The organism is uncultured Maribacter sp., assembly GCF_947495965.1.
Taxonomy (GTDB): domain Bacteria; phylum Bacteroidota; class Bacteroidia; order Flavobacteriales; family Flavobacteriaceae; genus Maribacter_B.
In genome coordinates this window covers 711580-736713 of record NZ_CANMBB010000002.1, presented here as the reverse complement: position 1 = coordinate 736713, position 25134 = coordinate 711580, and the positions used below count along the sequence as shown (strand labels likewise).

15 protein-coding genes and 1 riboswitch are annotated in these 25134 nt (G+C 31.7%); of the genes, 4 read left to right on the top strand and 11 right to left on the bottom strand.

All coding sequences use genetic code 11. The features are described from left to right. Positions 1-40 precede the first annotated feature (40 nt). Positions 41-2893, top strand: a complete 2853-nt coding sequence (gene carB, locus Q0820_RS07620; RefSeq protein WP_298486627.1) for a carbamoyl-phosphate synthase large subunit — start codon at positions 41-43, stop codon at positions 2891-2893. Positions 2894-3157: 264 nt separating this feature from the next. On the opposite strand, the gene Q0820_RS07615 is transcribed toward carB, so the two are convergent. Genes Q0820_RS07615 through Q0820_RS07605 form a run of 3 tightly spaced genes read right to left on the bottom strand, consistent with a single transcriptional unit; the run spans position 3158 to position 10394 of the window. After that, positions 3158-5209, bottom strand: coding sequence for a SwmB domain-containing protein (locus Q0820_RS07615; RefSeq protein ID WP_298486625.1), 2052 nt, complete (start codon positions 5207-5209; stop codon positions 3158-3160). A 17-nt stretch (positions 5210-5226) separates the two neighbouring features. Then, a complete protein-coding gene (locus Q0820_RS07610; RefSeq protein WP_298486624.1) occupies positions 5227-7185 on the bottom strand; it encodes a RagB/SusD family nutrient uptake outer membrane protein in 1959 nt (652 codons plus the stop codon). 17 nt (positions 7186-7202) lie between these two features. After that, positions 7203-10394, bottom strand: a complete 3192-nt coding sequence (locus Q0820_RS07605) for a TonB-dependent receptor (RefSeq protein ID WP_298486622.1) — start codon at positions 10392-10394, stop codon at positions 7203-7205. Between the two features lie 392 nt (positions 10395-10786). On the opposite strand from Q0820_RS07605, the gene Q0820_RS07600 reads away from it, so the two are divergent. Further along, positions 10787-15031 carry a hybrid sensor histidine kinase/response regulator transcription factor gene (locus Q0820_RS07600; protein WP_298486620.1) on the top strand — a complete coding sequence of 1415 codons (4245 nt, stop codon included), beginning with the start codon at positions 10787-10789 and terminating at the stop codon, positions 15029-15031. A gap of 21 nt (positions 15032-15052) precedes the next feature. On the opposite strand, the gene Q0820_RS07595 is transcribed toward Q0820_RS07600, so the two are convergent. Together Q0820_RS07595 and gndA are read right to left on the bottom strand one after the other, a co-directional pair. Next, positions 15053-15403 (bottom strand): ribose-5-phosphate isomerase, encoded by a 351-nt coding sequence (locus tag Q0820_RS07595; protein WP_298486619.1) that lies wholly within the window; start codon positions 15401-15403, stop codon positions 15053-15055. Between the two features lie 21 nt (positions 15404-15424). Beyond that, positions 15425-16828 carry an NADP-dependent phosphogluconate dehydrogenase gene (gene gndA, locus Q0820_RS07590; protein WP_298486617.1) on the bottom strand — a complete coding sequence of 468 codons (1404 nt, stop codon included), beginning with the start codon at positions 16826-16828 and terminating at the stop codon, positions 15425-15427. Between the two features lie 302 nt (positions 16829-17130). Here gndA and zwf point away from each other — a divergent pair, with 302 nt between their 5' ends. Both zwf and pgl read left to right on the top strand, forming a co-directional pair. Then, the gene (zwf, locus tag Q0820_RS07585; protein WP_298486615.1) at positions 17131-18663 is read left to right on the top strand and encodes a glucose-6-phosphate dehydrogenase; all 1533 of its coding nucleotides are present in this window, start codon (positions 17131-17133) and stop codon (positions 18661-18663) included. A gap of 40 nt (positions 18664-18703) precedes the next feature. Beyond that, positions 18704-19423, top strand: coding sequence for a 6-phosphogluconolactonase (pgl, locus tag Q0820_RS07580; RefSeq protein WP_298486613.1), 720 nt, complete (start codon positions 18704-18706; stop codon positions 19421-19423). A gap of 4 nt (positions 19424-19427) precedes the next feature. Here the strand turns inward: pgl and Q0820_RS07575 are convergent, their stop codons facing one another. From Q0820_RS07575 to Q0820_RS07550, 6 genes are all read right to left on the bottom strand, one after another. Next, positions 19428-19970: an acyl-CoA thioesterase gene (locus Q0820_RS07575; protein WP_298486611.1), complete on the bottom strand. Its 543-nt coding sequence runs from the start codon at positions 19968-19970 to the stop codon at positions 19428-19430. Positions 19971-20006: 36 nt separating this feature from the next. Next, complete coding sequence (locus Q0820_RS07570) at positions 20007-20372, bottom strand: 6-phosphogluconate dehydrogenase (RefSeq protein ID WP_298486608.1); 366 nt, start codon at positions 20370-20372, stop codon at positions 20007-20009. A gap of 25 nt (positions 20373-20397) precedes the next feature. Then, a complete protein-coding gene (gene rmuC / locus Q0820_RS07565; RefSeq protein ID WP_298486606.1) occupies positions 20398-21738 on the bottom strand; it encodes a DNA recombination protein RmuC in 1341 nt (446 codons plus the stop codon). A 64-nt stretch (positions 21739-21802) separates the two neighbouring features. Next, entirely contained in the window at positions 21803-22459 is a 657-nt protein-coding gene (locus tag Q0820_RS07560; protein ID WP_366941652.1) for an ABC transporter ATP-binding protein, read from the bottom strand. 154 nt (positions 22460-22613) lie between these two features. Further along, positions 22614-23645 carry an iron ABC transporter permease gene (locus Q0820_RS07555; protein WP_298486605.1) on the bottom strand — a complete coding sequence of 344 codons (1032 nt, stop codon included), beginning with the start codon at positions 23643-23645 and terminating at the stop codon, positions 22614-22616. A gap of 1 nt (position 23646) precedes the next feature. Next, positions 23647-24789, bottom strand: coding sequence for an ABC transporter substrate-binding protein (locus Q0820_RS07550; RefSeq protein WP_298486603.1), 1143 nt, complete (start codon positions 24787-24789; stop codon positions 23647-23649). Positions 24790-24901: 112 nt separating this feature from the next. Continuing rightward, positions 24902-25116, top strand: a riboswitch (cobalamin riboswitch). Positions 25117-25134: the final 18 nt, after the last annotated feature.

Genomic DNA, 25134 nt, shown 5'->3' with positions numbered 1-25134 from the left:
TGACCAAATTTTTTAGAAACACAAATTATAGAATACACCCATGCCAAAAAGAAAAGATTTAAAATGCGTTTTATTAATAGGATCCGGACCAATAGTTATTGGACAAGCTTGTGAGTTTGATTATGCTGGTTCTCAATCTCTTAGAAGTTTACGTGAAGAAGGGATAGAAACAGTATTAATTAATAGCAACCCAGCTACAATTATGACAGACCCGTCTATGGCGGATCACGTATACCTTAAGCCTTTAACTACAAAATCTATTATAGAGATTCTTAAAAAACATCCTAATATAGATGCCGTTTTACCAACAATGGGAGGGCAAACTGCATTAAATTTATGTATTGAGGCAGATGAAAAAGGAATTTGGGAAGATTTTAATGTGGAGCTTATTGGAGTAGATATTGATGCTATTAATATTACAGAAGATAGAGAACAATTCCGTGAATTAATGCTTAAAATTGGGGTTGGTATGGCTCCACAAGCAACTGCTACATCTTTCTTAAAAGGTAAGGAAATAGCACAAGAATTTGGTTTTCCTTTAGTTATTAGGGCATCTTACACATTGGGTGGTGCAGGAGCATCAATAGTATATAAACCAGAAGATTTTGATGAATTGCTTAGTGTTGGTCTAGAAGTATCGCCAATTCATGAAGTAATGATAGACAAAGCCTTAATGGGCTGGAAAGAATATGAATTAGAATTATTACGTGATAAGAATGATAATGTAGTAATTATTTGTGCTATTGAAAATATGGACCCAATGGGTATTCATACAGGAGATTCTATTACGGTGGCACCAGCAATGACACTTTCGGATAAAACGTATCAGAAAATGCGTGATATGGCTATACATATGATGCGTAGTATTGGAGATTTTGCAGGAGGTTGTAATGTACAATTTGCCGTAAGCCCAGATGAAAATGAAGATATTATTGCTATTGAAATTAACCCTAGAGTATCTCGTTCTTCGGCATTAGCATCAAAAGCAACAGGATATCCTATTGCAAAAATAGCTACTAAATTGGCTATTGGCTATCATTTAGATGAGTTAGATAATCAAATAACAAAATCTACTTCGGCATTATTTGAGCCTACTTTAGATTATGTTATTGTAAAAATACCACGTTGGAATTTTGATAAGTTCGAAGGTTCTGATCGTACTTTAGGTCTACAAATGAAATCTGTAGGAGAGGTAATGGGTATAGGCCGTTCTTTCCAAGAAGCATTGCATAAAGCAACACAGTCTTTAGAAATAAAGCGTAATGGTCTAGGTGCCGATGGTAAAGGATACACAGATTATGAAAAAATAATTAGCAAATTAAAAATTCCAAGTTGGGATAGAGTTTTTGTTATTTATGATGCTATACAAATTGGAATTCCACTAAGTAGAATCCATGAGATTACAAAAATAGATATGTGGTTCTTAAAACAATATGAAGAACTACACTTTTTAGAGAAAGAAATTTCTACTTACACGATAGCATCATTAAACAAAGATTTAATGTTAGAGGCTAAGCAAAAAGGTTTTGCAGACCGCCAAATAGCACATATGTTAGATTGTTATGAGAGCGAAGTTTATAACAAGAGAGTAGAAATGAATATAAACAGGGTGTACAAGCTTGTAGATACCTGTGCGGCAGAGTTTAAAGCAATGACGCCATATTACTATTCTACTTTTGAAGCAGAAATAGAAACTCCAGATGGTGAACTTTATGTTGCAAATGACAGTGAAGTTACCGATAAGAAAAAAATAGTAGTATTAGGTTCAGGACCAAACCGAATAGGTCAGGGAATAGAGTTTGATTACTGTTGTGTACATGGTGTTTTAGCAGCTGCAGAATGTGGTTATGAAACTATTATGATTAACTGTAATCCAGAAACGGTTTCTACCGATTTTGATACAGCAGATAAATTATACTTTGAACCAGTATTCTGGGAACATATTTATGACATAATTCGTCATGAAAAACCAGAAGGAGTTATTGTACAATTAGGAGGGCAAACTGCTTTAAAATTAGCAGAAAAATTAGAGAAATATGGTGTAAAGATTATAGGAACTAGCTTTGATGCTTTAGATTTAGCAGAAGATAGAGGGCGTTTTTCTGATTTATTGACCGATTTAAAAATACCTTTTCCAAAATTTGGAATAGCAGAGACAGCAGACGAAGCTTCTGCATTGGCAGATGAATTAGATTTTCCTTTATTAATTAGACCTTCTTATGTTCTAGGTGGACAAGGAATGAAAATTGTAATTAACAAAGAAGAGTTAGAAGAGCATGTTGTTAATTTATTAAAATCTATTCCGGGGAATAAGCTTCTTTTAGACCACTATTTAGATGGTGCAATAGAAGCAGAGGCCGATGCTATCTGTGATGGAGAAGATGTTTACATCATAGGTATCATGGAGCATATAGAGCCTTGTGGTGTACACTCTGGAGATAGTAACTCTACATTACCACCTTTTAACTTAGGGGAGTTTGTAATGCAGCAAATAAAAGATCATACAAAGAAAATTGCTTTAGCTTTAAATACAGTAGGTCTTATTAATATTCAGTTTGCTATTAAAGATGATACGGTTTATATTATAGAAGCCAACCCTAGAGCTTCTAGAACGGTGCCATTTATAGCGAAAGCATATAAGGAGCCTTATGTTAATTATGCAACTAAAGTGATGATAGGGGATAAGAAATTAAAAGATTTTAATTTTAACCCACAGTTAGATGGTTATGCAATTAAACAACCTGTGTTCTCTTTTAATAAATTCCCTAATGTAAATAAAAACTTAGGCCCTGAAATGAAGAGTACTGGGGAGAGTATCTTATTTATAGATAGTTTAAAAGATGATGATTTTTATAACTTATACTCAAGACGTAAAATGTATTTGAGTAAATAATACATTTTTATTATATAGAATTTATTTATAAAAAAGACTCTAAGAATTACAAGCTCTTAGAGTCTTTTTATTTTTATATATCTTTCTTAATAGTTAATATAAGATAAACTCTAATTATACGCATTTTATAATGAAAATATAATGGACAAGTTTTTTATGATATTTATTATAAAAAAATACAGCAAAAGTTGAGTGTTAAAAAGCCCATTTGATACACGTCAAATGGGCTTTAATTGAATTAACTACTTAAACTAAACTATTAATCTAAGGTCTTTTGTTTATTTTGTAGATTTTAAAATCATCATAATAAACAGTGTAATCTGTTCCAGAAGTAGGTACTGGTTGTATTCTTACGATTTTATTTAATGCTTCTGCTGTAAAAGTAGTTTCTGCTTCAACATAAACCCATGTGTCTAATGCAGGTGCTGTACCAGCTGGGTAATCTGCACCATACCATCTTGGCGTTTTTGCAGATGTCCCATCAGAAGAATCGAACCAAATTTTATCACCATGATTTTTTTGATGAAAAGCATCATCAAGAGTTACCGATGAAGATAGTATGTATCTTCTATAAGAAATACCGTAAGTTGCAGCTTCATAGTTAAGAGAGGCGCCAGATTCTAAACGAGGCTTTAAAGCTGTTAATTTAGCACTTTGGGTACCTTCAAATGCAACATCAGTACTTAACTCTACTGTTGCTCCAGTGCCACTGGCTCCTTCTACCCAGTAGTCTCCAAAGTTGCCCTCAAAACCACCATCTGTTAGTAAATTTAATTTATAGGGTTCTAAAGTTAAAGTTGAAAAATCTGAAATACTACCACCTCCTACAGATTTAATATCTCCAGGGCCGGTATAAGAAATCATTATCACATCATCTGTATACACTCCTTCTACTAAGTCAATTTCAAGAGTTTTAGCATCGTCAGCATTTACCGCAACAGTAGAAATTGTACCACTACCACCATTTAAAGTTACAGTAAAGCCAGCAGCAGCGTTAGCAGAATCAGAAATAGATGCTGGATCTATGTCTTGATCAAAAGGGATTAGTATTTTTTGATTAGAAGATTCTATGATAGTACCAGTCTGAATCATTGGAGAAGGAACATAAACATTAATTGGTAAGGCATCAAAGGCATCTAATGATCTTAAATCATAAGACTTTAATTCATCACTAGCCCCATCATATGCTACTGTTACGGTTTTGCCTTCATCTTCAGGTGCTAAAGGTTCGTTTAAAGTAATAAGTAGTTTTGTACCATTAGCATTTCTTGCTACAGATTCTATACTTTTCATAGCTCCATCAACTTCTACTATAAAATTGCCAACTACAGAGTTTTCTATAGGTTTTATTTTATGTGTTAAGGAAATTTCAATTACATCAGAATCCGTTTCATCTATTTGCCCAATTTGCGTTAATGGTACGGTTAAAGGAATAACAGTTATTATTGTTGGTATTTCATAGATGTTTTCGTTTTCCCTTAATCTTTCTGTTCTTACTCTTGTAGCAGTTAATTCTACTCTAAAATCACCAAGTTCATCAAATGTAATAGTATCTAAAACTCTTTCATCTAATTCTACCCTTTCTATAGTATTGCTGTATGCATTAGTTTGGTCATCTTCATCTTCTTCAATAGTATGCACTCTCCATTTAGTAGTATTAGGACGGGCATTATTATTGTCTAGCAAACCACTTAAATCTTCAAAGATTAATTGATCTCCAAAATTTAATGTAATGGCAGAGGTGTTTTCATGGTCTAAAATGGTTTCATCTAAATACCTTACTTCTGGAGTAGCAACAACAGAGTCATATACATCAATAATAAATTCATATTCTGCTACCCATTGGCCATTAATTAAGTTGGTTTGTATAGTGTCTTCTACCGCTTCTCCTAAATCAGAATCCCAATAAGCAGGGAACCTAAAAGAAGTAGAATCGGGGAATACAGCATAGTAGCCTACTTTGGTAAGAGTATCTCCTTTAGTCCACATAACATGAACCGTTTTATCTGTAGAAACTGTTTCGCCAGGATTAATGATATACTCATCATGATTATCTAAGTTGTTAGGAATAGGCCCTTCTAAGAAAAATGCACTTTCAGGAATTCTCCATTCCTGTTCTATTGCTCCTGCAGATAAATCACTAAAAGAGAAAAAGCCATTTACGGTAGATACTCTATCTGTAGAGGCGCCAGTAGTAAAAGTTATAGATAAATCTGTGAATGTTTCCGGAGCCTCATATTCATTATCATCACAGGCAATAAAGAGTGCCAGTGATACCAAAAATATGGTTTTAAATAAATTCTTTATATTTTTCATAATTCTAATTCTTTATTTTATTGGTCCCAGTTTAAGTTAGAGTTAATCTCATCTTGAGGAATAGGAAGATAAGAATGTAAGTCTTCACTAAAATTCTGCGATCCTAATAAATGATCTCTTAAATGTGGTTCTTGGGTTCTTCTATTAGCATTTGTCTGAATATTAGCAGTATTTCTAAATGGATAAGGAGGAAGATTAGGGTCTGAATATGAAGGTTCTTCTCCTGTAGGTACTATAAAACATCTCCATCTGGTTGGACTTTTCCCCATAGAATTATTTTTATAATGATAAGCGTCATATTGGAATTGTGCAATATGTGTTAGTTGCTGTTTCCAAACTCCCCAACGTCTTAAATCTATGGTTCTGTTATCTTCTAAAGATAATTCTAATGGTTTTTCTGTAAATCTTAAATGTTCCATTAAGTTAGATAGCGTAACGGGTTCTTCTCCATTAGTAGGGTCTAAATCAATATCATTCATATAAGTAGTTGTAGAGCCTGCAAATTCCCCGATAGATTCATTTCCTAATAAGATAAGGTGAGAGCGTTTTCTAATACGGTTAATATATTTAAGAGCCTCAGTAAGGTCTCCTTTTTCTACCATACACTCTGCATACATAAGATATACTTCTGCTAAACGCATGATAGGGATATTAACTTCTGACCTTTGATCGGCTTCAGGACTTTCGTCTTCTCCTAAACCACCGTTAGGGGTGTTCCATGATGTGAATTTTTTAACAAAATTTGCAAATTGTCTTGCATGTGGGGCAGCAGTGGTAGCTCTACCATATTCTGCCATTTCTACACCATACATTGGAGAATCTCTATCGTCTACTGAAGACATAGAGTTTGCCATACGTAGGCTATACATTCTTACTACGTTTTCTTGTATACTATCTAAATCGCCATTGGCTAAGTAAATATTTCTATTTACTAAATTCGCAGGATCTGCAGTATCTGGTTTTTCTGCTCTATATTTAAGAGTTAACCATGATGTAAATTGAATTCTATTTCCATCATTTAAAAAACTAGCAATTCTTTGTGAAAGGTTTTGTTCGTCAAGACCTAATGGGTTAGCATCATAAGAGTAATTAATTTCAAATATAGATTCAGAATTAAATTCATCAATACCTGTAAAACATTTCGCTAAATCATCTACTAAAGCATAATCGTAATTGTCTATTATATTTTTTAAATATATTTCTGCATTAGTAAAATCATTATCATTCATGTAACTTTTCCCTATTAAAGCTTCACAAAATCCACCTGTAATACGTCCTAAATTACCATTTCCAGCTTCTGTTTGCCAAGCATTATATGTTGCAGGTAAGTTTTCCATACCAAATTGTAAATCGGCTCTGTAAAATGTTTTTACATCTTCAGATGAAGAAAAGGATATTTGAAACTCATCAAAATTTTCTGGTACTGTTTCAAAAATTGGAACCGAACCTTGGTTGAAAGAGCTGTGTAATTCATAATAAAAATATCCTCTTAAAGCTCTAGCTTGTGCTAGCACATATATTCCTGCTTGTTTAGCATCATCTGTAGTATAAGTAGATTCTATTCTATTATACGCATCTATAACTTGGTTTGCTCTAAAGACTCCTCTATAGCATGCGTCCCATTTATTTTGAACTTCATTAGTACTTAAATCAAAAGTTTGGTCGTAAATAGGGTTCCCAGTTGAGTTGGATCTCTGAGAAAATGGAACAGCAATATCGGTACGAGTGTAATCCCATAAAATCCCCAATATATTTTCGTCTCTAAGAGATGCGTACGTTGCATTTAAACCAGCGTTTAGATCACCCGAATTTTGCCAAAAAGTATCCAGTGTTAGTGCATTTGGATTTACTTGATCTAATTCGTCTACACATGCTTGAAAACTTATAGCAAGCAGTATAAGAGGAATTATTCGTGTTAATAATGTCTTTTTCATTTTTAAAATATCTTTTAAGAATTGTATCTGTATATTTTTCATATTCAATCTGTTTTATATTAAAATTGAATTTGAAGTCCCGCTTTGTACTGAGAAGAAATTGGATATTTTCCTTGGTCAATACCTCGTGTGCTTAGTCCGTTACCCCCAGCTTCTGGATCAAAACCAGAATAGTCTGTAATTGTTAAAGGGTTTTGTGCTTGTACATAGATTCTAAATTTCTTAACACCAATATTGTCTATCCATTTTTGAGGTAAAGAGTATCCTAAAGAAATATTACGTAATCTTATAAAATCTCCATTCTCTAAAAAGTAATCTGACCCACCGCGATAAGATTTAGTATTATTTCCATCATACCATGGTATATTAGAATTAGGATTGTTTTGCGTCCATGAGTAGTATAAGTCTTTATGAGTACCAACTTGGTATGCATAGGCTTTACTACCGTTTAATATTTCCGCTCCAAAAGAACCATACCATTGCATACTAAAATCAATGCCTTTATAATCTGCAGAAAAGTTTAAACCAGCTTCAAAATCTGGTGTTCCACTACCTGCATATACCTTATCATTATCATCTATAGCACCATTTCCTGCATCCGCAATTCCGTCATTATCCGTGTCTTCTGTTAATTGGTCTACGTACATTAACTCTCCTAATTTTGCACTAGGATCTATTTGTTGGTATTCCTCTAACTGTTCTTGTGTTTTTATTATTCCAGCCGTTTCTCTTAGGAAAAAAGAGGCAGCTTCATATCCTTCAGTAATTACTGTTACAATTTCTCTAGTTCCTCCATCAGAAATAAACCCTCTATCTAGGTAAATAATAGGATTGTTAACACTTGTTTGCGTTACTCTATTTGTATTTTTAGTATAGGTACCAGAAATATTCCAATTTAATCCTTTTTTACTTCTGTTGTTGTATTTAAAAGCATACTCAATACCAGTATTTTCCATATTACCAATATTAAAAATGGTATTTCTGTATTCACCAGATACACCCGTAGAAGGAGGGTTAACTACTTGGTAAAGTAAATCTTGCTTTTCATTGGTATACACATCCATACTAAGTGTAAATTTATTTTTAAAGAAAGCTAAATCCCAACCTAGGTTTTGTTCTATACTGGTTTCCCATTTTAAGTTAGGGTTACCAAATTCTAATTGTGTAGTACCAAGATTCACTTGTTCTGAAGATGGGTTATTAATGTCTCCAGAAGGGTTATTGCTTCCAAAAACATAGTCTCTAGCAGTTTCTACTACTGTTTGGTTGCTATAAGCAGCAAACCTGTCATTACCAGTAGTACCATAACCAGCTCTCATTCTAAAAGTGTTAACCACTTCTTTTAAAGGTTCCCAGAAAGGTTCGTCTGATATGTTCCAACCTACAGAAACAGAAGGAAAGAATCCCCATCTGTTTTCTTTACTAAATTGAGAAGATCCATCATATCTTCCACTGGCACTAAAAAGGTATTTACCATCATAGTTATATTGTATTCTTCCAATATTTCCCATTAGTGTTCTTTCAAAATCAAAGCCACCAGACTCTACATCCCAAACTAATTCATAGTTATCTGCAACCGTTATAGCTGGGTGCAAATTGTTTCTTACTTCAAATTGAGCACGCTCATTTGTAGATTTTTCAAAAGAAGTACCAACTAAAACGGTTAAGTTGTGTTTACCAAACTGATTCTTATAGTTAAGAAACTGTTCTGAAGTAATTTTAGAAGATGTTATATTCGTTGTTGTATTAGATGTAATATTATCTGGATTAGATATTAATTCTCCTTCGGTATTAAAAATATCAAACCTTGGAATTTTTCTAACCCATTTTTGATCCGAGTATGTTGCGGCAAATCTTGCAGTTACGGTTAGGTTTTTTATTGCTTGGTAATTAAACTGCACGTTTCCAGTATAGCTATTACCATTTCTTTGATCATCTGTTTTTAGTAATCTAGCTGCGTTTGCAAGTCTTCTTGCTTCGTTAAGTTTCCAGTCATTGTTAGGGTCATCTAAGCTAACTTCAGATATGTTAGAAGCTACATCGTCATCTAAATTAATTTCTGGTTGAAATGGACGATATTGATAAATTCTATTTATCATCCCAGAAAAAGGAACTAACCTTTCATCTCTTTTGGCTGTTATACCAGTAGTAATTTTCCATTTTCCTTTTGTAAACTCTGTGTTAGAACGTACATTAAATCTTTTATAATCTGAACTATAAAAACTACCCTCTTGTTGAAAAAAGTTTGCATTAAAATTATAGGTTAAACCATCTTTACCACCAGAAACATTAACCGAATGGTTTTGTATTGGAGCGTTGTTGTTTAATAAGACATCTCCAATATTAGTATTGTTTGTAAAATAACTAGAATTCCTGTGAATATCTCCATCAACACCACCTTGTGGTTTGTTTGTATTTAATGCACCTCTTAATAAATGAATATAAGTGTATTCTTCTGGCGACATTGCATTAAAATTAGATGTAATGTCTTGAATTCCATATTCAGAATTTAAACGAATATTCATTTCACCAACTTTACCTTGTTTCGTGGTAATAAGAATAACACCACCAGCACCACGAGTACCATAAATAGATGCAGATGCGGCATCTTTAAGAACATCAATAGATTCAATTTCACTAATACTTAATTGTGGGTCAGAATCAAAAGGAATACCATCTACAACATATAAAGGACTGTTTTGTCCTTCTATTAAAGAGCTAAAACCGCGAATTAAGATATTAGCCTGTTCACCCGGAGCACCAGAACCAGATGTAACATTTACACCAGCTATTTGTCCTTGAAGAGCAGTACCAATATCTGCAGTAGTTGTTTTTGCTAACTCTTCATTTTTTACAGAAACAACAGCTCCAGTAACTTCTTTTTTCTTTTGAGTTCCGTAACCTACTACTACAACTTCATCTAATTGCGATACATCTTCCTGTAGTACCACATTAATGTTGGTTTGGTTGTTAATTTTAATTTCTTTGGAGGAATAACCAATGTAACTATAAATAAGGGTTGCAGTTCCATTAGCATTAATGGTATAATTCCCATCAAAATCAGAAACAGCTCCAGTAGAGGTTCCTTTTACTACAATACTTACGCCAGGGAGTGGGCCTCCATTATCGCTTACAGTACCACTAATAGTTTGTGTTTGCGCATGTAGTGTTGCAAAACCAAAGATACACGCTAAAACAAGTAGCCAAGGCTTGGGTTTTAGGTGTACATTTTCTTTTAAACAAAATTTCATATTAATTCTTTTTAAGTTAGAGTTACAAATATTTGTTAATTATATACTAAAGTAATTTTCATATGACCTATATATTAGAACATATGATGAAAATGTTAAAAAGAGTTAAAATTTTGAGGTTTAATAAATTTTAATATGGTTTTGTAATTTTTTGTTAATAATTGGGGCTCTATTTATCTTTATATTGTAGGAAATATAATTGATTAAAAGTGTTTTAAGAATTTCTTGGTCTTTGATAAAAAACATCTTGTAAAACCATTTTTTAGATGCCTTTAGGTTTTATGCTTATTAATCATATGTTTTAAAACTTGAGCCATAAGCACAAGTATATTGGACGTTTTTTTCGCATTTTTAAATTAAAATTTATAAAAGATAAAATATAGGCTAACTAAATGAGAAGAGGAGTTATACTTGTAGATTGTTTTATAAAAACGGTAATAATAGGGTTGTTTTTTATTAATCTATTATGCGCCCAGGAATCTACTTATTTTGAGCATATTACGGTTGATGATGGCTTGTCTCAAAGTGATATAAATAATATTTACCAAGATAAACTTGGATTTATGTGGTTTGCTACTCATGATGGACTTAATAAATACGATGGCTATAATTTTAAAGTTTATAAGCCAGTATCTGGTAAAAAGGGGCAAATATCTAGTAACCTTGTTTTTGCAATAACAGGAGATGAAAAAGGAAACCTTTGGGTGGGAACAACAGGTGGAGGATTAAATTTTTTTGATAGAAGTAAAGAAACTTTTAGAGTTTTTAAACATGATGAAAATAACCCTAATTCTTTAAGCGGAAATTATATTTTAAATGTTTTTTTAGATAGTAAAAATAGATTATGGGTAGGTACTACTGAGGGTCTAAATATGGCAGATTTAAATAAACCTTTGGATAGTATAAAATTTAAAAAATTTCATTTAAGCTCTGGAAAAAATAAGAAGAGTTTTAATAATAGTGTTTCCTGTATTTATGAAGATGATAAAGGAGAAATATGGATTGGAAGTATTAGAGGGCTACATAAACTTTCTATTGATGAAAATGGGCTTCTATATTTTATTAGAAAGAATTTATTTACAAACTATTGGTTTACGGTACAAGAAATCACAACAGATTATAAAGGAAGGCTTTTTTTAGCTACTAATAAAGGCATTTATGTAGAAGAGTCTGATGAAGAAGATAACTCTATATTTAAAAAAGTGCAAAATGGGCGATATTCTTCCATATTAGCACATAAAAACCACATATATGTAGGTAATAATTCTGGTTTATATGTTTTTGATAATTCAAAACAACTGGAGAAAATTAAGTTGGTAAATAATTTTAAATACAACCCAAGTAACCAATCTTTAGGGCTTAGTAAAAACATAATTAAATCTCTTTATAAAGATAAGACTGGTATTATATGGTTAGGAACTAATGGTGGGGGTATTAATAAATTTGACCCCAATAGAAAGTATTTTAAACATTATAAAAAAACATTGAATCCTAATAGCCTTAGTTATGATAAAATAAGATCTATTTATGAGGATAGTAATAACACTTTATGGGTTGGTACTGAGGGGGGTGGTTTAAACATGTTACAGCCTAAAGCAGATGGTTTAAAATATTCTAATTTTAAAAACCTAAATAAAGTTTCTAAAATATTTGCGATAACCGAAGCAGATTTTTTTGGAAAAAAAATGCTGTTAGTAGGGGGAGAAAGTATTCCAGGTCTTCATAAAATAGAACTCTCTAAGAATAAAAAAAATACAGCGAACAGTATGGTTCCTTTTTCAAATACAAGAGGAAGTGTGTTTTCTGTAATGCAGGATAATCTTAAAAATATTTGGATAGGTACTTATAGTAAAGGAATAATAAGATGGAAGCCTGATTTTAATAAAAAAGAATTTTTAATAGATTATTTTAGTGTAGATGAAGGTTTATCTAACCAAATTGTTCGTAATGTTTATCAAGATTCTAAAGGTGATGTTTGGTTTGCCACAGGAGATGGCTTATCTCGTTTAAAGAAAGAAGAACTTAAAAAAAATAAACCCCATTTTGATATATTTAGAAATGAAGAAGGTAATCCTAACTCTTTAAGTCTTAATTATATATTAAGTTTATATGAGAGTAAAAAAGGAGAGTTTTGGATAGGTACATTTGGAGGTGGGTTAAACAAATATATACCAGCAAAAGATGGGGGTAAAGCAAAATTTATATCCTATACAGAAAAAGATGGGCTACCAAACAACGTAATAAAAGGAATATTAGAGGCGGAAGATGGTAGTCTTTGGCTCTCTACCAACCAAGGGCTTTCTAATTTTAATCCAGCAGATATTACCTTTAAAAATTATGATATTAATGATGGTTTGCAAAGTAATGAATTTCAAGAATTAGCTTGTTTAAAAAGAAGTGATGGAGAAATGTTATTTGGAGGTATTAATGGTTTTAGTGCTTTTTATCCAAATGAAATTAAAGAAAACTCATTTGAAGCTCAGACCATGATTACAGATTTTTTAATTTCTAATAAATCCATAAAACAAGGGGTTAAAATAAATAATCATGTAATACTAGAAAAATCTATTAATACTACAGATTCTTTAAATTTAAACTATAGTGAAAACAGTTTTTCTTTTGAATTTGCTGCTTTACACTACGCAGCACCATTAAAAAATAAATTTGCCTATAAATTAGAAGGATTTGATAAAGAGTGGGTTAATACAACTGCAGAAAAAAGATTTGCAACATATACAAACTTAGAACCAGGAAAGTATACATTTATGGTTAAATCTTCTAATAATGATGCGGTTTGGGACTCTACACCTGCAAATATTTATATTGAAATTGCACCTCCTTTTTATAGAACTACTATAGCTTATATTATTTATGGGGTATTATTAATAGGTTTTTTAATGTCTTTATGGAGGTATACTATTATTAGTACAACTAAAAAACATCAATTAGAATTAGATGTAATAGAAAAAGAAAAATCAGAAGAACTGCAACGTATTAAACTAGAGTTTTTTACCAATGTTTCTCATGAATTTAGAACGCCACTAACTTTAATAAAAGGGCCTTTAGAATATTTAAAAGAAAATGGGAAAAAGTTAAGTGAAAAAACTTTAGATGAGCAGTATGATTTAATGTCAAAGAATACCTCTTACTTATTAAGGTTGGTAAATCAATTATTAGATTTTAGAAAAATAAATCAAGGAAAAATGAGGCTTGTTATGCGTCATAGCAATGTATTGTCCTTTGTACAAGAAATTGGAGAACCTTTTCAATTTTTAGCAAGAAAAAAGAATATAAACTTTTCTATAATATCTAAAGACAAAGAATTAAAATCTTGGTTTGATCATGAAGCTTTAGAGAAAATAATGTACAACTTATTATCTAATGCTTTTAAATTTACACCTAATGAAGGGGATATTGAAGTAAAAATAGCTACAGTACAAAAAATGTCTTATAATTACGCTTTAACCAAAAAGGAAGAAATTCCACATTTAAGGATAGAAGTAAAAGATTCTGGGGAAGGAATTGAAAACAGTAAAAAGAATACAATTTTTGAACGTTTTTATACTGAAAAAGGGGAAAAACATAAGAATTCTGAAGGAGTGGGTATTGGGTTGTCTTTTACAAAAAGTTTAATAGAACTACATAGAGGTACTATAGATATTGATACGAGAGAAACCAAAGGAACTAATTTTATAGTGTATTTACCGTTGCAAAGAGATGCCTATGAGAATATTCCAGAAATAAGTTGCAAAGAAGAAGTAGATAGTGATTTTTTAGCCAGATCTTCTGAAACAGAATTATTTGCAATTGGTATTAATGATGAAATAGAAGATAGTCCCTTATCTAAATCTAGGTCTAAATTTCCTATTCTTCTTGTGGTAGATGATAATAAAGACATAAGAACATTTATTAAACAAGCATTAGGAGATTTATATGTAATTCATGAAGCAGAAAATGGAGAAAAAGGGTTGCAACTTGCAAAAAAACATGTGCCAAATATTATATTAACAGATGTGGTTATGCCTAAAATGGATGGTATACAAATGTGCGAATCTTTAAAATCTAATAAAACTACAAGTCATATTCCGGTTTTAATGCTTACAGCAAAATCTTCTGAAGATAGCCAATTAAAAGGACTAACTATTGGAGCCGATGATTATATTTCTAAACCATTTTCTATGCAGTTGCTTAAATTAAAATTAGCAAATATTCTTAGCTCTAGAGAAGGTTTACGAAATAAGTTTAATAAAACTATAAATTTTAAACCAACAGAAGTAACCGTAACATCTGTAGATGAAAAATTCTTAAAACAAGCTGTTGAAGTTGTAGAAAAACATATGATGAATACCGATTTTAGCGTAGAAATGTTGGTCAAAGAAATGGGTATGAGTAGAAGTAATCTGTATCTTAAATTTAAAGAAATTACGGGTTTATCTTCTAGTGAGTTTATTAGGAATATACGTTTAAAAAGAGCAATACAATTATTAGATACAAGCGGACTTTCTGTAAAAGAAATTATGTATATGACTGGATTTAATACAGCGTCTTATTTTTCTAAATGTTTTAAGAAACAGTTTGGAGTTGTGCCAAGGCAATATGTTAGAAGTTTAAATAAAGAAGCAAAAGAAAATGTTTAAAAGTATTTAAGAAAACCAGTTTTAGTTATACCACACGACATAACGTTTTCTGCGTAATTCTAGTGCTAAAGTTTCTTCCATTTTTAGTGCCGCTTCTCTAGTTTTTAGAGGGGTTATATGCTGGTATAAACTACCTCTTAAATACATGCCATATTTTTCTACAATAGTAGCCGATATTTTATATCCTTTTTTATTTCTGTAACCAGTTTTATGTTGTTCAAAACGCTCTTTAGGAGTCTTACTTGTCATGCCAACATATAAGCACTCTAAAACGCCATTAAATTGCGGATTAGCTTCTCTAAATTTTCTATTTTCTGTAAACACTTTTTTAGAAAGTTCAATTACATAAATATGATATGTTGTTTTTGGCATTATGTATAAAAATACCTTTAATTACCACTCTGTATGAAAAATACCTTCTTTATCAGTTCGTTCATAGGTATGAGAACCAAAATGGTCTCTTTGCGCTTGTATTAAATTTAAAGGCAAACGGTTAGATGTATACGCATCAAAATAAGTTAAAGAATTAGATAGCCCCGGTAAAGGAATACCATTTACAGCAGCATAAGAAACTAACTCTCTAGCAGAACCTACTGTACTTTGTACTTTTTCTATAAAAGAAGGAGAAAGTAGTAAGTTAGGTAGCCCTTTATCTATATTAAAAGCTTCTGTAATGTCGGCTAATAAACCAGCTCTGATAATACATCCTGCACGCCATATTTTGGCTATAATAGCTATGTCTAATTCATAACCATACTCTTTAGAAGCATCGGCTAATTGGTGTAAGCCTTGTGCATATGTTATAATAAAAGAAAAGTATAAAGCCTCTTCAGTAATTTTTTCTAGTTTTTCTTTGTCCATTAGAGTAACCGTAGGCTTATCATATAAAGCATCGGCCTTAACACGTTCTTCTTTTAAGGCAGAGATTTCTCGCATACTTACTGCAACGTCTATAGAGGGTACCGGTATACCTAAATCCATCGCATTTTGACTAGTCCATTTTCCAGTGCCTTTTTGCTTGGCTTTATCTAATATTTTATCCACCAAATCACCATCTCCTAAATCATCTTTTTTATTTAAAATTTCGGAAGTAATTTCTACTAAGAAAGATTGAAGTCTTCCAGCATTCCATTTAGAATAGGTTTGGTGTAATTCTGTATTGGTGTAATTTCCACCCTTTTTTAGGATATCATATATTTCGGAAGTTAGTTGCATTAAGCCGTATTCTATACCATTATGTACCATTTTCACATAATTTCCAGCAGATTTTGGCCCTAAATAGGCAACACAAGGTTCTCCTTTATATTTTGCAGAAACCGCTTCAAAAATAGGTTTTACGTGTTGGTATGCTTCTTTATTACCACCAGGCATAATACTAGGTCCTAAACGAGCACCTTTAGCACCTCCAGAAACTCCAGAGCCAAAAAAGTGAATTCCTTTTTCTGCTAAATAAGCATCTCTACGGTCTGTATCTGTAAAAAAAGAGTTTCCACCATCTATAATTATGTCCCCTTTATCTAAAAGCGGTAATAGGCCTTCAATAACACTATCTACAATTTTACCAGCAGGTACTAATAGCATTATTTTTCTTGGAGAGCAAAGAGCATTTACAAAAGTTGCGGCATCTGTAGAAGCGTTAACTTTACTAGTATCGCCACCTTCTTTTTGTAAAGCAGTTACTTTTTCGGTATCTAAATCGTGTCCAAAAGCAGAAAAACCATTGTCTGCAACATTTAATATAAAGTTACGACCCATAACCCCTAATCCTACTAATCCAAAATCGTATGCTTTTCCCATTTGTTTTATTTTAATCTATGCCCTTAAATACAATATTTTGTTTGTTGTGTTATTATTTATCGTCTAAATAAATAGTAGAATCAAAAGTAATAGAAAAAAATTAGTTTTAATATTATTTACATTTTTGAAACTAATAAAATAATGTTGTTTTAAATAGGTAATAATAGAATCTATTTTAACATTACGTATTTTAAATTGCAGAATTATGATTAATTTTCGCAACGAAATATAAGAGCGAACCCTAATTATAATTAGAGATATATATTTAGGATTTTTGAAAAGGAATAATTAGAACAAATTATATGAACAAGACAGAAAACCAGATGCTCATTATTTTTGGAGCCTCAGGAGATTTAACAGCAAGAAAATTAGTGCCAGCACTTTTTAATCTTTTTAGAGACGGTCATGTTCCAGATAATTTTGTTGTTTTGGGAGTTAGTAGAAGTAATTTATCAGATAAAGCGTTTCGGGAAAAAGTTGTTTTAGAGAGTGAGTATCTTAAAAACAAAGCCACAGTTAAAGATTTTGGGTTAATAGAAAATTTTTCTAAGAATTTGTTTTACGAAGATTTAGGAGAAAATTATGATACTAGTTATAGCAACTTAGCAGAGCGTATAGAAGATTTAAATACAAAATTTAGCATAGGTAATAATTATATTTTTTACTTATCTACACCACCTAGTTTGTTTGAAGCAATATCAAAGAACCTAACAGAACAAGGACTTAATGATGAAACAAAAGGTTTTAAACGTTTAATTGTAGAAAAACCATTTGGCTACGATTTAAAAACTGCTAAAAACTTAAATAAAGGAATTCAAAAATATTTTAAAGAGTCTCAGATTTATAGGATAGATCACTATTTAGGAAAAGAAACAGTACAAAATCTTTTAGTTACACGTTTTGCGAACAGTATTTTTGAGCCACTTTGGAATAGGAACTATATACATCATGTTGAAATTACGAATGCCGAAAGTAATGGTGTAGAATTACGTGGAGGATATTATGATAATTCTGGAGCATTAAGAGATATGTTTCAAAACCATTTATTGCAAATAGTTTCTTTAATTGTAATGGAGCCACCAATAGCGGCTAATGCGCAAGAAATTAGAAATGAAAAAGTAAAAGCGTTACGATCCTTAAGAATAATGAAAGACGAGAAAACGCTTAATGAAAATACCATTAGAGCCCAGTATGTAAGTTCTAAAATTAACGGTGAAGTTGTAAAAGGATATAGAGAAGAAAAAGATGTTAACCCAGAATCTAAAACGGAAACGTATGCTGCAATTAAGTTTTTTGTAGATAATTGGAGGTGGAAAGATGTTCCTTTTTATGTTCGTACTGCTAAACGTATGCCTACTAAGGTTACCGAAGTAGTTATTCATTTTAAATCGCCCCACCATCAAATTTTTCAAGATTCAGGAATGCTTAATAAAGCAAATAAGCTTATAATAAGAATACAACCAGACGAAGGTATTTTAATAAAATTTGGTGTAAAAGTTCCAGGGCAAGGATTTAAAGTAGAGCGGGCTAATTTAGATTTTTATTATTCTAGTTTGCAAGAAACGCATGTTATGGAAGCTTATGAAAGATTACTGTTAGATGCCATGCAAGGAGATGCTACTTTATATGCCAGAGCAGATGAGGTAGAGGCAGCTTGGGCTTTTGTAGACCCTATTTTAGACTATTGGAAAAATGGTAAAGATGTTCGAGTGCATGGGTATTCTGCAGGTGCATGGGGGCCAAAAAATGCAGATGAACTTATAGAGGGTATAGGAACATGGCGTAACCCAAGTGAAAATTTAGCGGATGACCCTGGTTATTGCGTTATTTGTTAATTATAGAAATTCCTTTTAAAATTATTGAACAAGCTTAAGAATGAAAATAAATATTTATAATACAAAGCAAGAAGTAGCAATACACTTCTCAGAATACCTTTCTAATTTAATAAAACAAAATAAGAGCGTACATATAGCTTTATCAGGAGGGAGTACTCCAAAAATTGTTTTTGAAGAGCTAGCTTCTAATTTTTTGGATAAAATAGATTGGAGCGGAGTACATCTATATTGGGGAGATGAGCGTTGTGTTGCCCCTACAGATTCTGAGAGTAATTATAAAATGACGGTAGATTACCTTATTTCCAAAATAAACATACCACAAGAGAATATACATAGAATAAAAGGGGAGGAAGCTCCTTCTAAAGAGGCAATTAGATATAGCGAAGTTTTAGTAAAAGAATTGCCGCAAGAAAATAACTTACCAAAATTTGATTTAGTTATTCTTGGTATGGGAGATGATGGCCATACAGCATCTATTTTTCCTCATGAAATTAATTTATGGGATTCAAAGAATATTTGTGAGGTAGCAATACACCCAGATTCTGGTCAAAAAAGAATTTCTTTAACAGGAGCTGTTATTAATAACGCAGACACCGTTGCTTTTTTAGTTACAGGAGAAGGTAAAAAAGAAAAGGTAGATATAATTATAAACAAAAAAGGAGATTATAAGCAATACCCTGCAAGTCTTGTTGCTCCAAAATCTAATAATTTAATTTGGTTTTTAGATACAGCAGCAGCGCAAGAAATTAAGAAAAAGTAACCTACTATAAGTCTATTTTTACATTTTCATTATTTAGTTCTTCTATATGTTCTTCTATTTTAAATTTAGAAGCTTTAAAATTAGAAGTTCTTTTTATAGATTGTTCTTTACGTTTAATACTTCTAGAAAAACGACGTATACCTTGTTCCGTATCAATCACTAAACCAGGAATTGGAGCATTTTCGCCATTAGGTCCTTTGGCAACCATTGTAAAATAAGAAGAATTACAATGCTTTTTTACTCCTGTAGTAATATTTTCGGACTCTACACGAACACCGACTACCATAGAGGTTCTTCCCGTATAATTTACGGAAGCTTTTAAAGTAACAAGCTCTCCAACTTCAATGGGATTTAAAAAATCTACTTTGTTTACAGATGCTGTTACACAATAATGTTGGGAATGTTTAGAGGCACATGCAAAAGCAATTTGATCCATTAAATTTAAAATATGACCTCCATGTACTTTTCCACTAAAATTAGAGTGTGCAGGTAGCATTAATTCTGTAATAGATACTCTAGATTCTTTAGAGTTTTTATAATTTTTCATTTGGCTGTTATACTAAAGTTGGTAGTTTTTTATATTTTAATTTCCAAAATGGGGAGATTTTTCTGATGCTACTTCAGTAACAAAATATTTAGTATCTCCTAACCAAAAGAAAGTAGCATAACGTTCCACATACTGTAGCTTTACATATTTTCCTTGGTATTCCTTTAGTTTTGAAATTACTTCTTTGTCTTTATCTAAAACCGAAAAAGAAAATATTTGTGCACCAGATATTCCTTGGCTAATTTCTCCTTCCCATGTTTTAGCTATAACTCCTTTACGGCTAATTTTAATAAGTTCTCCAGAGCGTACTCCCTCGCTAAAAGGAACGTAATAAATAAAAGCATAGTAGGCAGCTAATACAGCTACCACAGTTATAACAATTAGGCTTATAATTTTTTTCATTTTTAGTGTATTTTTTAAAATGATTTTATTTTAGTTTTGGCGCTTCAAAATCGTCTTCTTGAGCACGTTTTAATAATGGCTCGGGAATAGACTTTTTAGCTTTAGCACCCATTTTTTTAAGCTTTTCAATACTTGTAATTATATTTCCACGGCCTTCTACAAGTTTGTTCATGGCTCCTTTGTATTCGCCTTTAGCTTCGTCAATTTTTTTACCAACTTTTAATAAATCATTAGTAAAACCTTCAAATTTATCATACAAAGCACCAGCCTGCCTTGCAATCTCAATTGCATTACGTTGTTGTTTTTCATTGTTCCACATACTATCTATAGTACGCAATGTAGCTAATAGGGTAGAGGGAGTAACAATAACTATATTTTGTTCAAAGGCTTTATTATAAAGTGCATTGTCTGCATTTACAGCAATAGCAAAAGCTGGTTCTATAGGTACAAACATGAGAACAAAATCAGGGCTTTCCATAGCATAAAGGTCTTCATACTTTTTAGCCGAAAGTTGGTCTACATGCCTTTTTAACGAATTTAAATGATCTTTTAAGAATCGTTCTTTATCCTCTTCTTCCGCATTAATATAACGCTCGTAATCGGTTAAAGATACTTTAGAATCTACCACCATTTTTTTGCCATCGGGTAAATTTATAATAACATCTGGTAATACTCTAGAGCCGTCTTCTCTAGTAAAACTCTGTTGTACACTATACTCACGGTCTTTTTCTAATCCAGATTTTTCTAAAACACGTTCTAAAACTAGTTCTCCCCAATTACCTTGCATTTTACTATCGCCTTTAAGAGCTTTAGTTAAGTTTTCTGCTTCTTGCGTAATTTTTAAATTTTGGCTTTGTAGATTAACAAGCTGTTCTTTTAAGGCAGAATGTATACTAATGTTTTCTTTTTGACTATCCTCTACCTTTTTTTCAAATAATTGAATTTTTTCTTGTAATGGAGAAAGTATATTTTTTATGTTTTTTTGATTTTGCTCTGTAAACTTTAGGCTTTTTTCTTCTAAAATTTTATTTGCTAGGTTTTCAAACTCTTTAGTAAACTTTTCTTGGAGCTTCTCCACTTCCTCTTTTTGTTCAGAGTTTTTTTCTTGTAAATTTTCTATATCAGACTGATAACGAACAATTTGATTACTCATTTGTTCTTTCTCTTGCTGTAAATGTCTTTTATGTTCTATTTCATCAGCCAAATTAGCCTCTATAGAAGAGATATTATTTTGCAACTGTTTTTCTCTTTCTTCTAAAGCACTTTGGCTAGATTTTGTTTTAAGCAATTGTATATAATTCCCTAAAAAATAACCAATAGCAAGGCATATAATGCCAATTAAAATGTAAATAAGATATGTGTTCATTTATAATCTATAATATGCAAGTAAAGATAGTGGTTCTGCATTTATTTTTAGCAAACTAATAAAGTTACTTTTTAACTCTAAAAGTACCTGTAGTGGCATTAAACGTAACAGTATCTTCTGGAAATAGGCTATTAAAATGTTTTTCTTCTATTAACTCGTCTGGCGTACCGTAAGAATTGTTTGCGTTGTTAAGGAGTAACATTTTATCGCATAACTGAATACCTAATTCAATCTCATGAGTAGTAAAAATAACTGTTTTGTTAGTGTTGTAAGTGATTGATTTTAATAGCTTTAATATGTTTGCTTTATGGTATAGGTCTAGATGTGTTGTAGGTTCATCTAAAAGTATTATAGAGGTGTCTTGTGCTAAAGCACGGGCTATCATAACACGTTGCATTTGCCCATCGCTAAGTTCGTAGCATTTTTTATGTTTTAACTCTAATAGATCTACCTTAGAAATTACATCGTTTATAATTAATACATCTTTCTGTGTAAGATTACCAATCCAATTGGTATATGGTTGTCTTCCTAAAGCAATAAGTTCTAGTACTGTTAAGTTTTTTGAAGCTACTTTTTCTGTTAATACAACACTTATTTCTAAGGCTAATTGCTGCGGTGTATATGTATTTATATTTTTGCCTTTTATAAGAAGTTCTCCGGATATTTTTTTTTGTATTGCTCCTAGAGTACGTAATAAAGTAGATTTTCCTGCACCGTTAATTCCTATGACAGCAACAAGTTCCCCAGAGTTAGTAGAGAAACTAATAGGAGCACCTATTTGTGTTTGTTCCTTTTTGGTTTGGTACCCAATACTAAGGTTTTGAGTAGATAGGACGGTATTTTTTTTAGGAGTTATAATAGTTTTTATAATTAGATTAAAATATCATTTTTCTTTTACGAACTAATAACCAAATAACTACTGGAGCTCCAATAATAGAGGTTATAGCATTAATTGGTAAAATGTTTGCCGAACTTGGTAGTTGAGCAACAGTGTCGCAAATTAACATTAAAATAGAGCCATAAATTAAAACAGCTGGGACCAATATTTTGTGATTGGTGGTATTAAAAATTTGTCTTGTTAGGTGCGGAACAGCTAAGCCTATAAATGCAATAGGGCCAGCAAAAGCAGTTATACTGCCTGCTAATATTCCTGCGGCTAGGATTATTAAATACCTCATTTTTTTGATGTTAATACCTAAAGTACGTGCATAGTTTTCTCCTAAAAGCATGGCATTTAGAGTTTTTATAGAAATTATACTTAAAATAACGCCTAACACGCATAAGACGCATAGAATAGTAACTTGTTCCCAAGTTAAATTGCCAATACTACCAAAAGACCAGTAAACATATTGCTGAAGTTTTTCGGCATTTGTAAAATAAGATAATGTGCTTACTATAGCAGAAGTAATGCTACCAAACATAAGTCCTATAATTAATAATGCCATAGTATCTTTTACTCTAGATGCTACAATTATTACGCAGAATAATACAATAAAACTTCCAATGCTAGATACAATAGCTAAAGATACATTACTCACTAAATTAATTGCTGCTATACTGCTAAAAATAGAAGAACCCATAATTAGTAAAGCTACTCCTAAGCTAGCGCCAGAACTAATACCCAAAACAAAAGGGCCCGCTAATGGATTTCTAAATAAGGTTTGCATTAATAAACCGCTTAGTGCAAGTCCGCTACCAACTAAAATGGCTGTAAAAGCCTTAGGTAATCTATAGCTCCAAATAATATAATCCCAAGAAGTATTTGTAATTTTTCCTCCAAAAACAGAACTCATAGTGTCTAAAAAAGGAATAGAAACAGAACCTAAGCTAATATTTATTCCAAAGAATAAAATTAAAAGCAAAGACAATGCTAAAAATGGTTTTATATATGTTTTGGTAGACTCCAAATTATTCTAAGGGTTTGTAAAAATAAGGTTGGTAGTTTGGCAAAATTTCTGGATGAAATATAGAAATTAAATCCTTTAGAACAATATCTGGTCTACTTGGAGCTAGTTCGTAAAATAATAAACCACCTGTAGATCCCGTGGTGTTTGCAAAAGTGTAAATTTTCTTATTTTTAAATGCTTTAAATTGCGCATAGTGCGGACTGCTTTCTTCCATTTGCTTATAGGTTATAAACTGTGAGGGAGAAACCCAATAATCTGCGTTTTGTGCTACATTTAATACATTTTCCCAGCTTAAAGAAAGGCTACCTGTTTCTTTATCATCTTTCCATAAGTAATTTGTGTTAGCATCTTTTAAGTATTGCGCAGCCCAGCTTCTACCACCTGGTAAATACCAAACATCTTTAAACATGGCGCCAGATAAAACAGTATGCTTAGTTTTTGCTTTAGCAGCAAGCTCTTTAACTTTATGGTATTCTTTTTCTATGGAATTAAAAATACTGTCAGCCTTTTTTTCCTTATGAAAGAAAGGAGCAAAAAACTTAATCCATTCTGCTTTTCCAAGTGGCGTTTGTTCTGCCCAATCGCCATTATAAACAACAGGAATATTTGCATCTTCTAGAGTTTTATAGGCTTTATTTTGGTTGTTAATACCAAAACCAATTACAACATCTGGTTGTAGTTCTAGAGCAATTTCGGTGTTTAAAGATTCATTATTTCCTAATTCTTTTACCTGTTTGTTAACTATTCTTTTTCTTGTTGCCATAGAAGAAATATAGTCGGTGTTAGGAAAACCCACTAAGGAAGTTTCTATACCTAAGGCCTCTAAAACAGGTATGTGTGTAGTAGATGTTACTATTATTTTTTTAACAGGGGTTGTTATAATAGCATCATAAGAATCTTTATTAAGGCTAAGGTTTGCTATTTTTTTTTCAGGTATTAATGCATAGGTAAAACCTTTAGTCGCATTTGGCCAAGGGGCTATAATTTCTATAGTTGTGATACCAGAACTTTCTTTTTTTATTGTAAAACCTTTAGCATGCTTAAGAGTAGAGTTAACTGCTTTATCTAAATTAGAGACTTCTTCTTTTTTGTTTTTACAGGATAAAAAAAGAAGTATTGTTAAGGATAGTAAGATGCGATTCATTCTATAAAAAAAATAGGTTCTAACATATTAGATTTTTTTTGCAAGGTAAGGAATGTCATTTTTTAAATGTAAAACTTAAAAGAGAAAATAGTAGAAATTAGTTAATATGGTTTACTTTTGCAGTGAATTTGGTTTTTATTGCTTTTTAAAGGGATAAAATTAAAAGGGAATCTGGTTAAATTCCAGAGCTGTTCCCGCAACTGTAAACTTAGTCTTTATATTATTTAAAGATGGTTGTTATTTCTTCTAAGCCACTGCTTTTATTTTAGCGGGAAGGTAAATAACAATACGTAAGTCAGGAGACCTGCCAGGTTTTTAACTAAAAGAACAATAGACTTTCGGGTA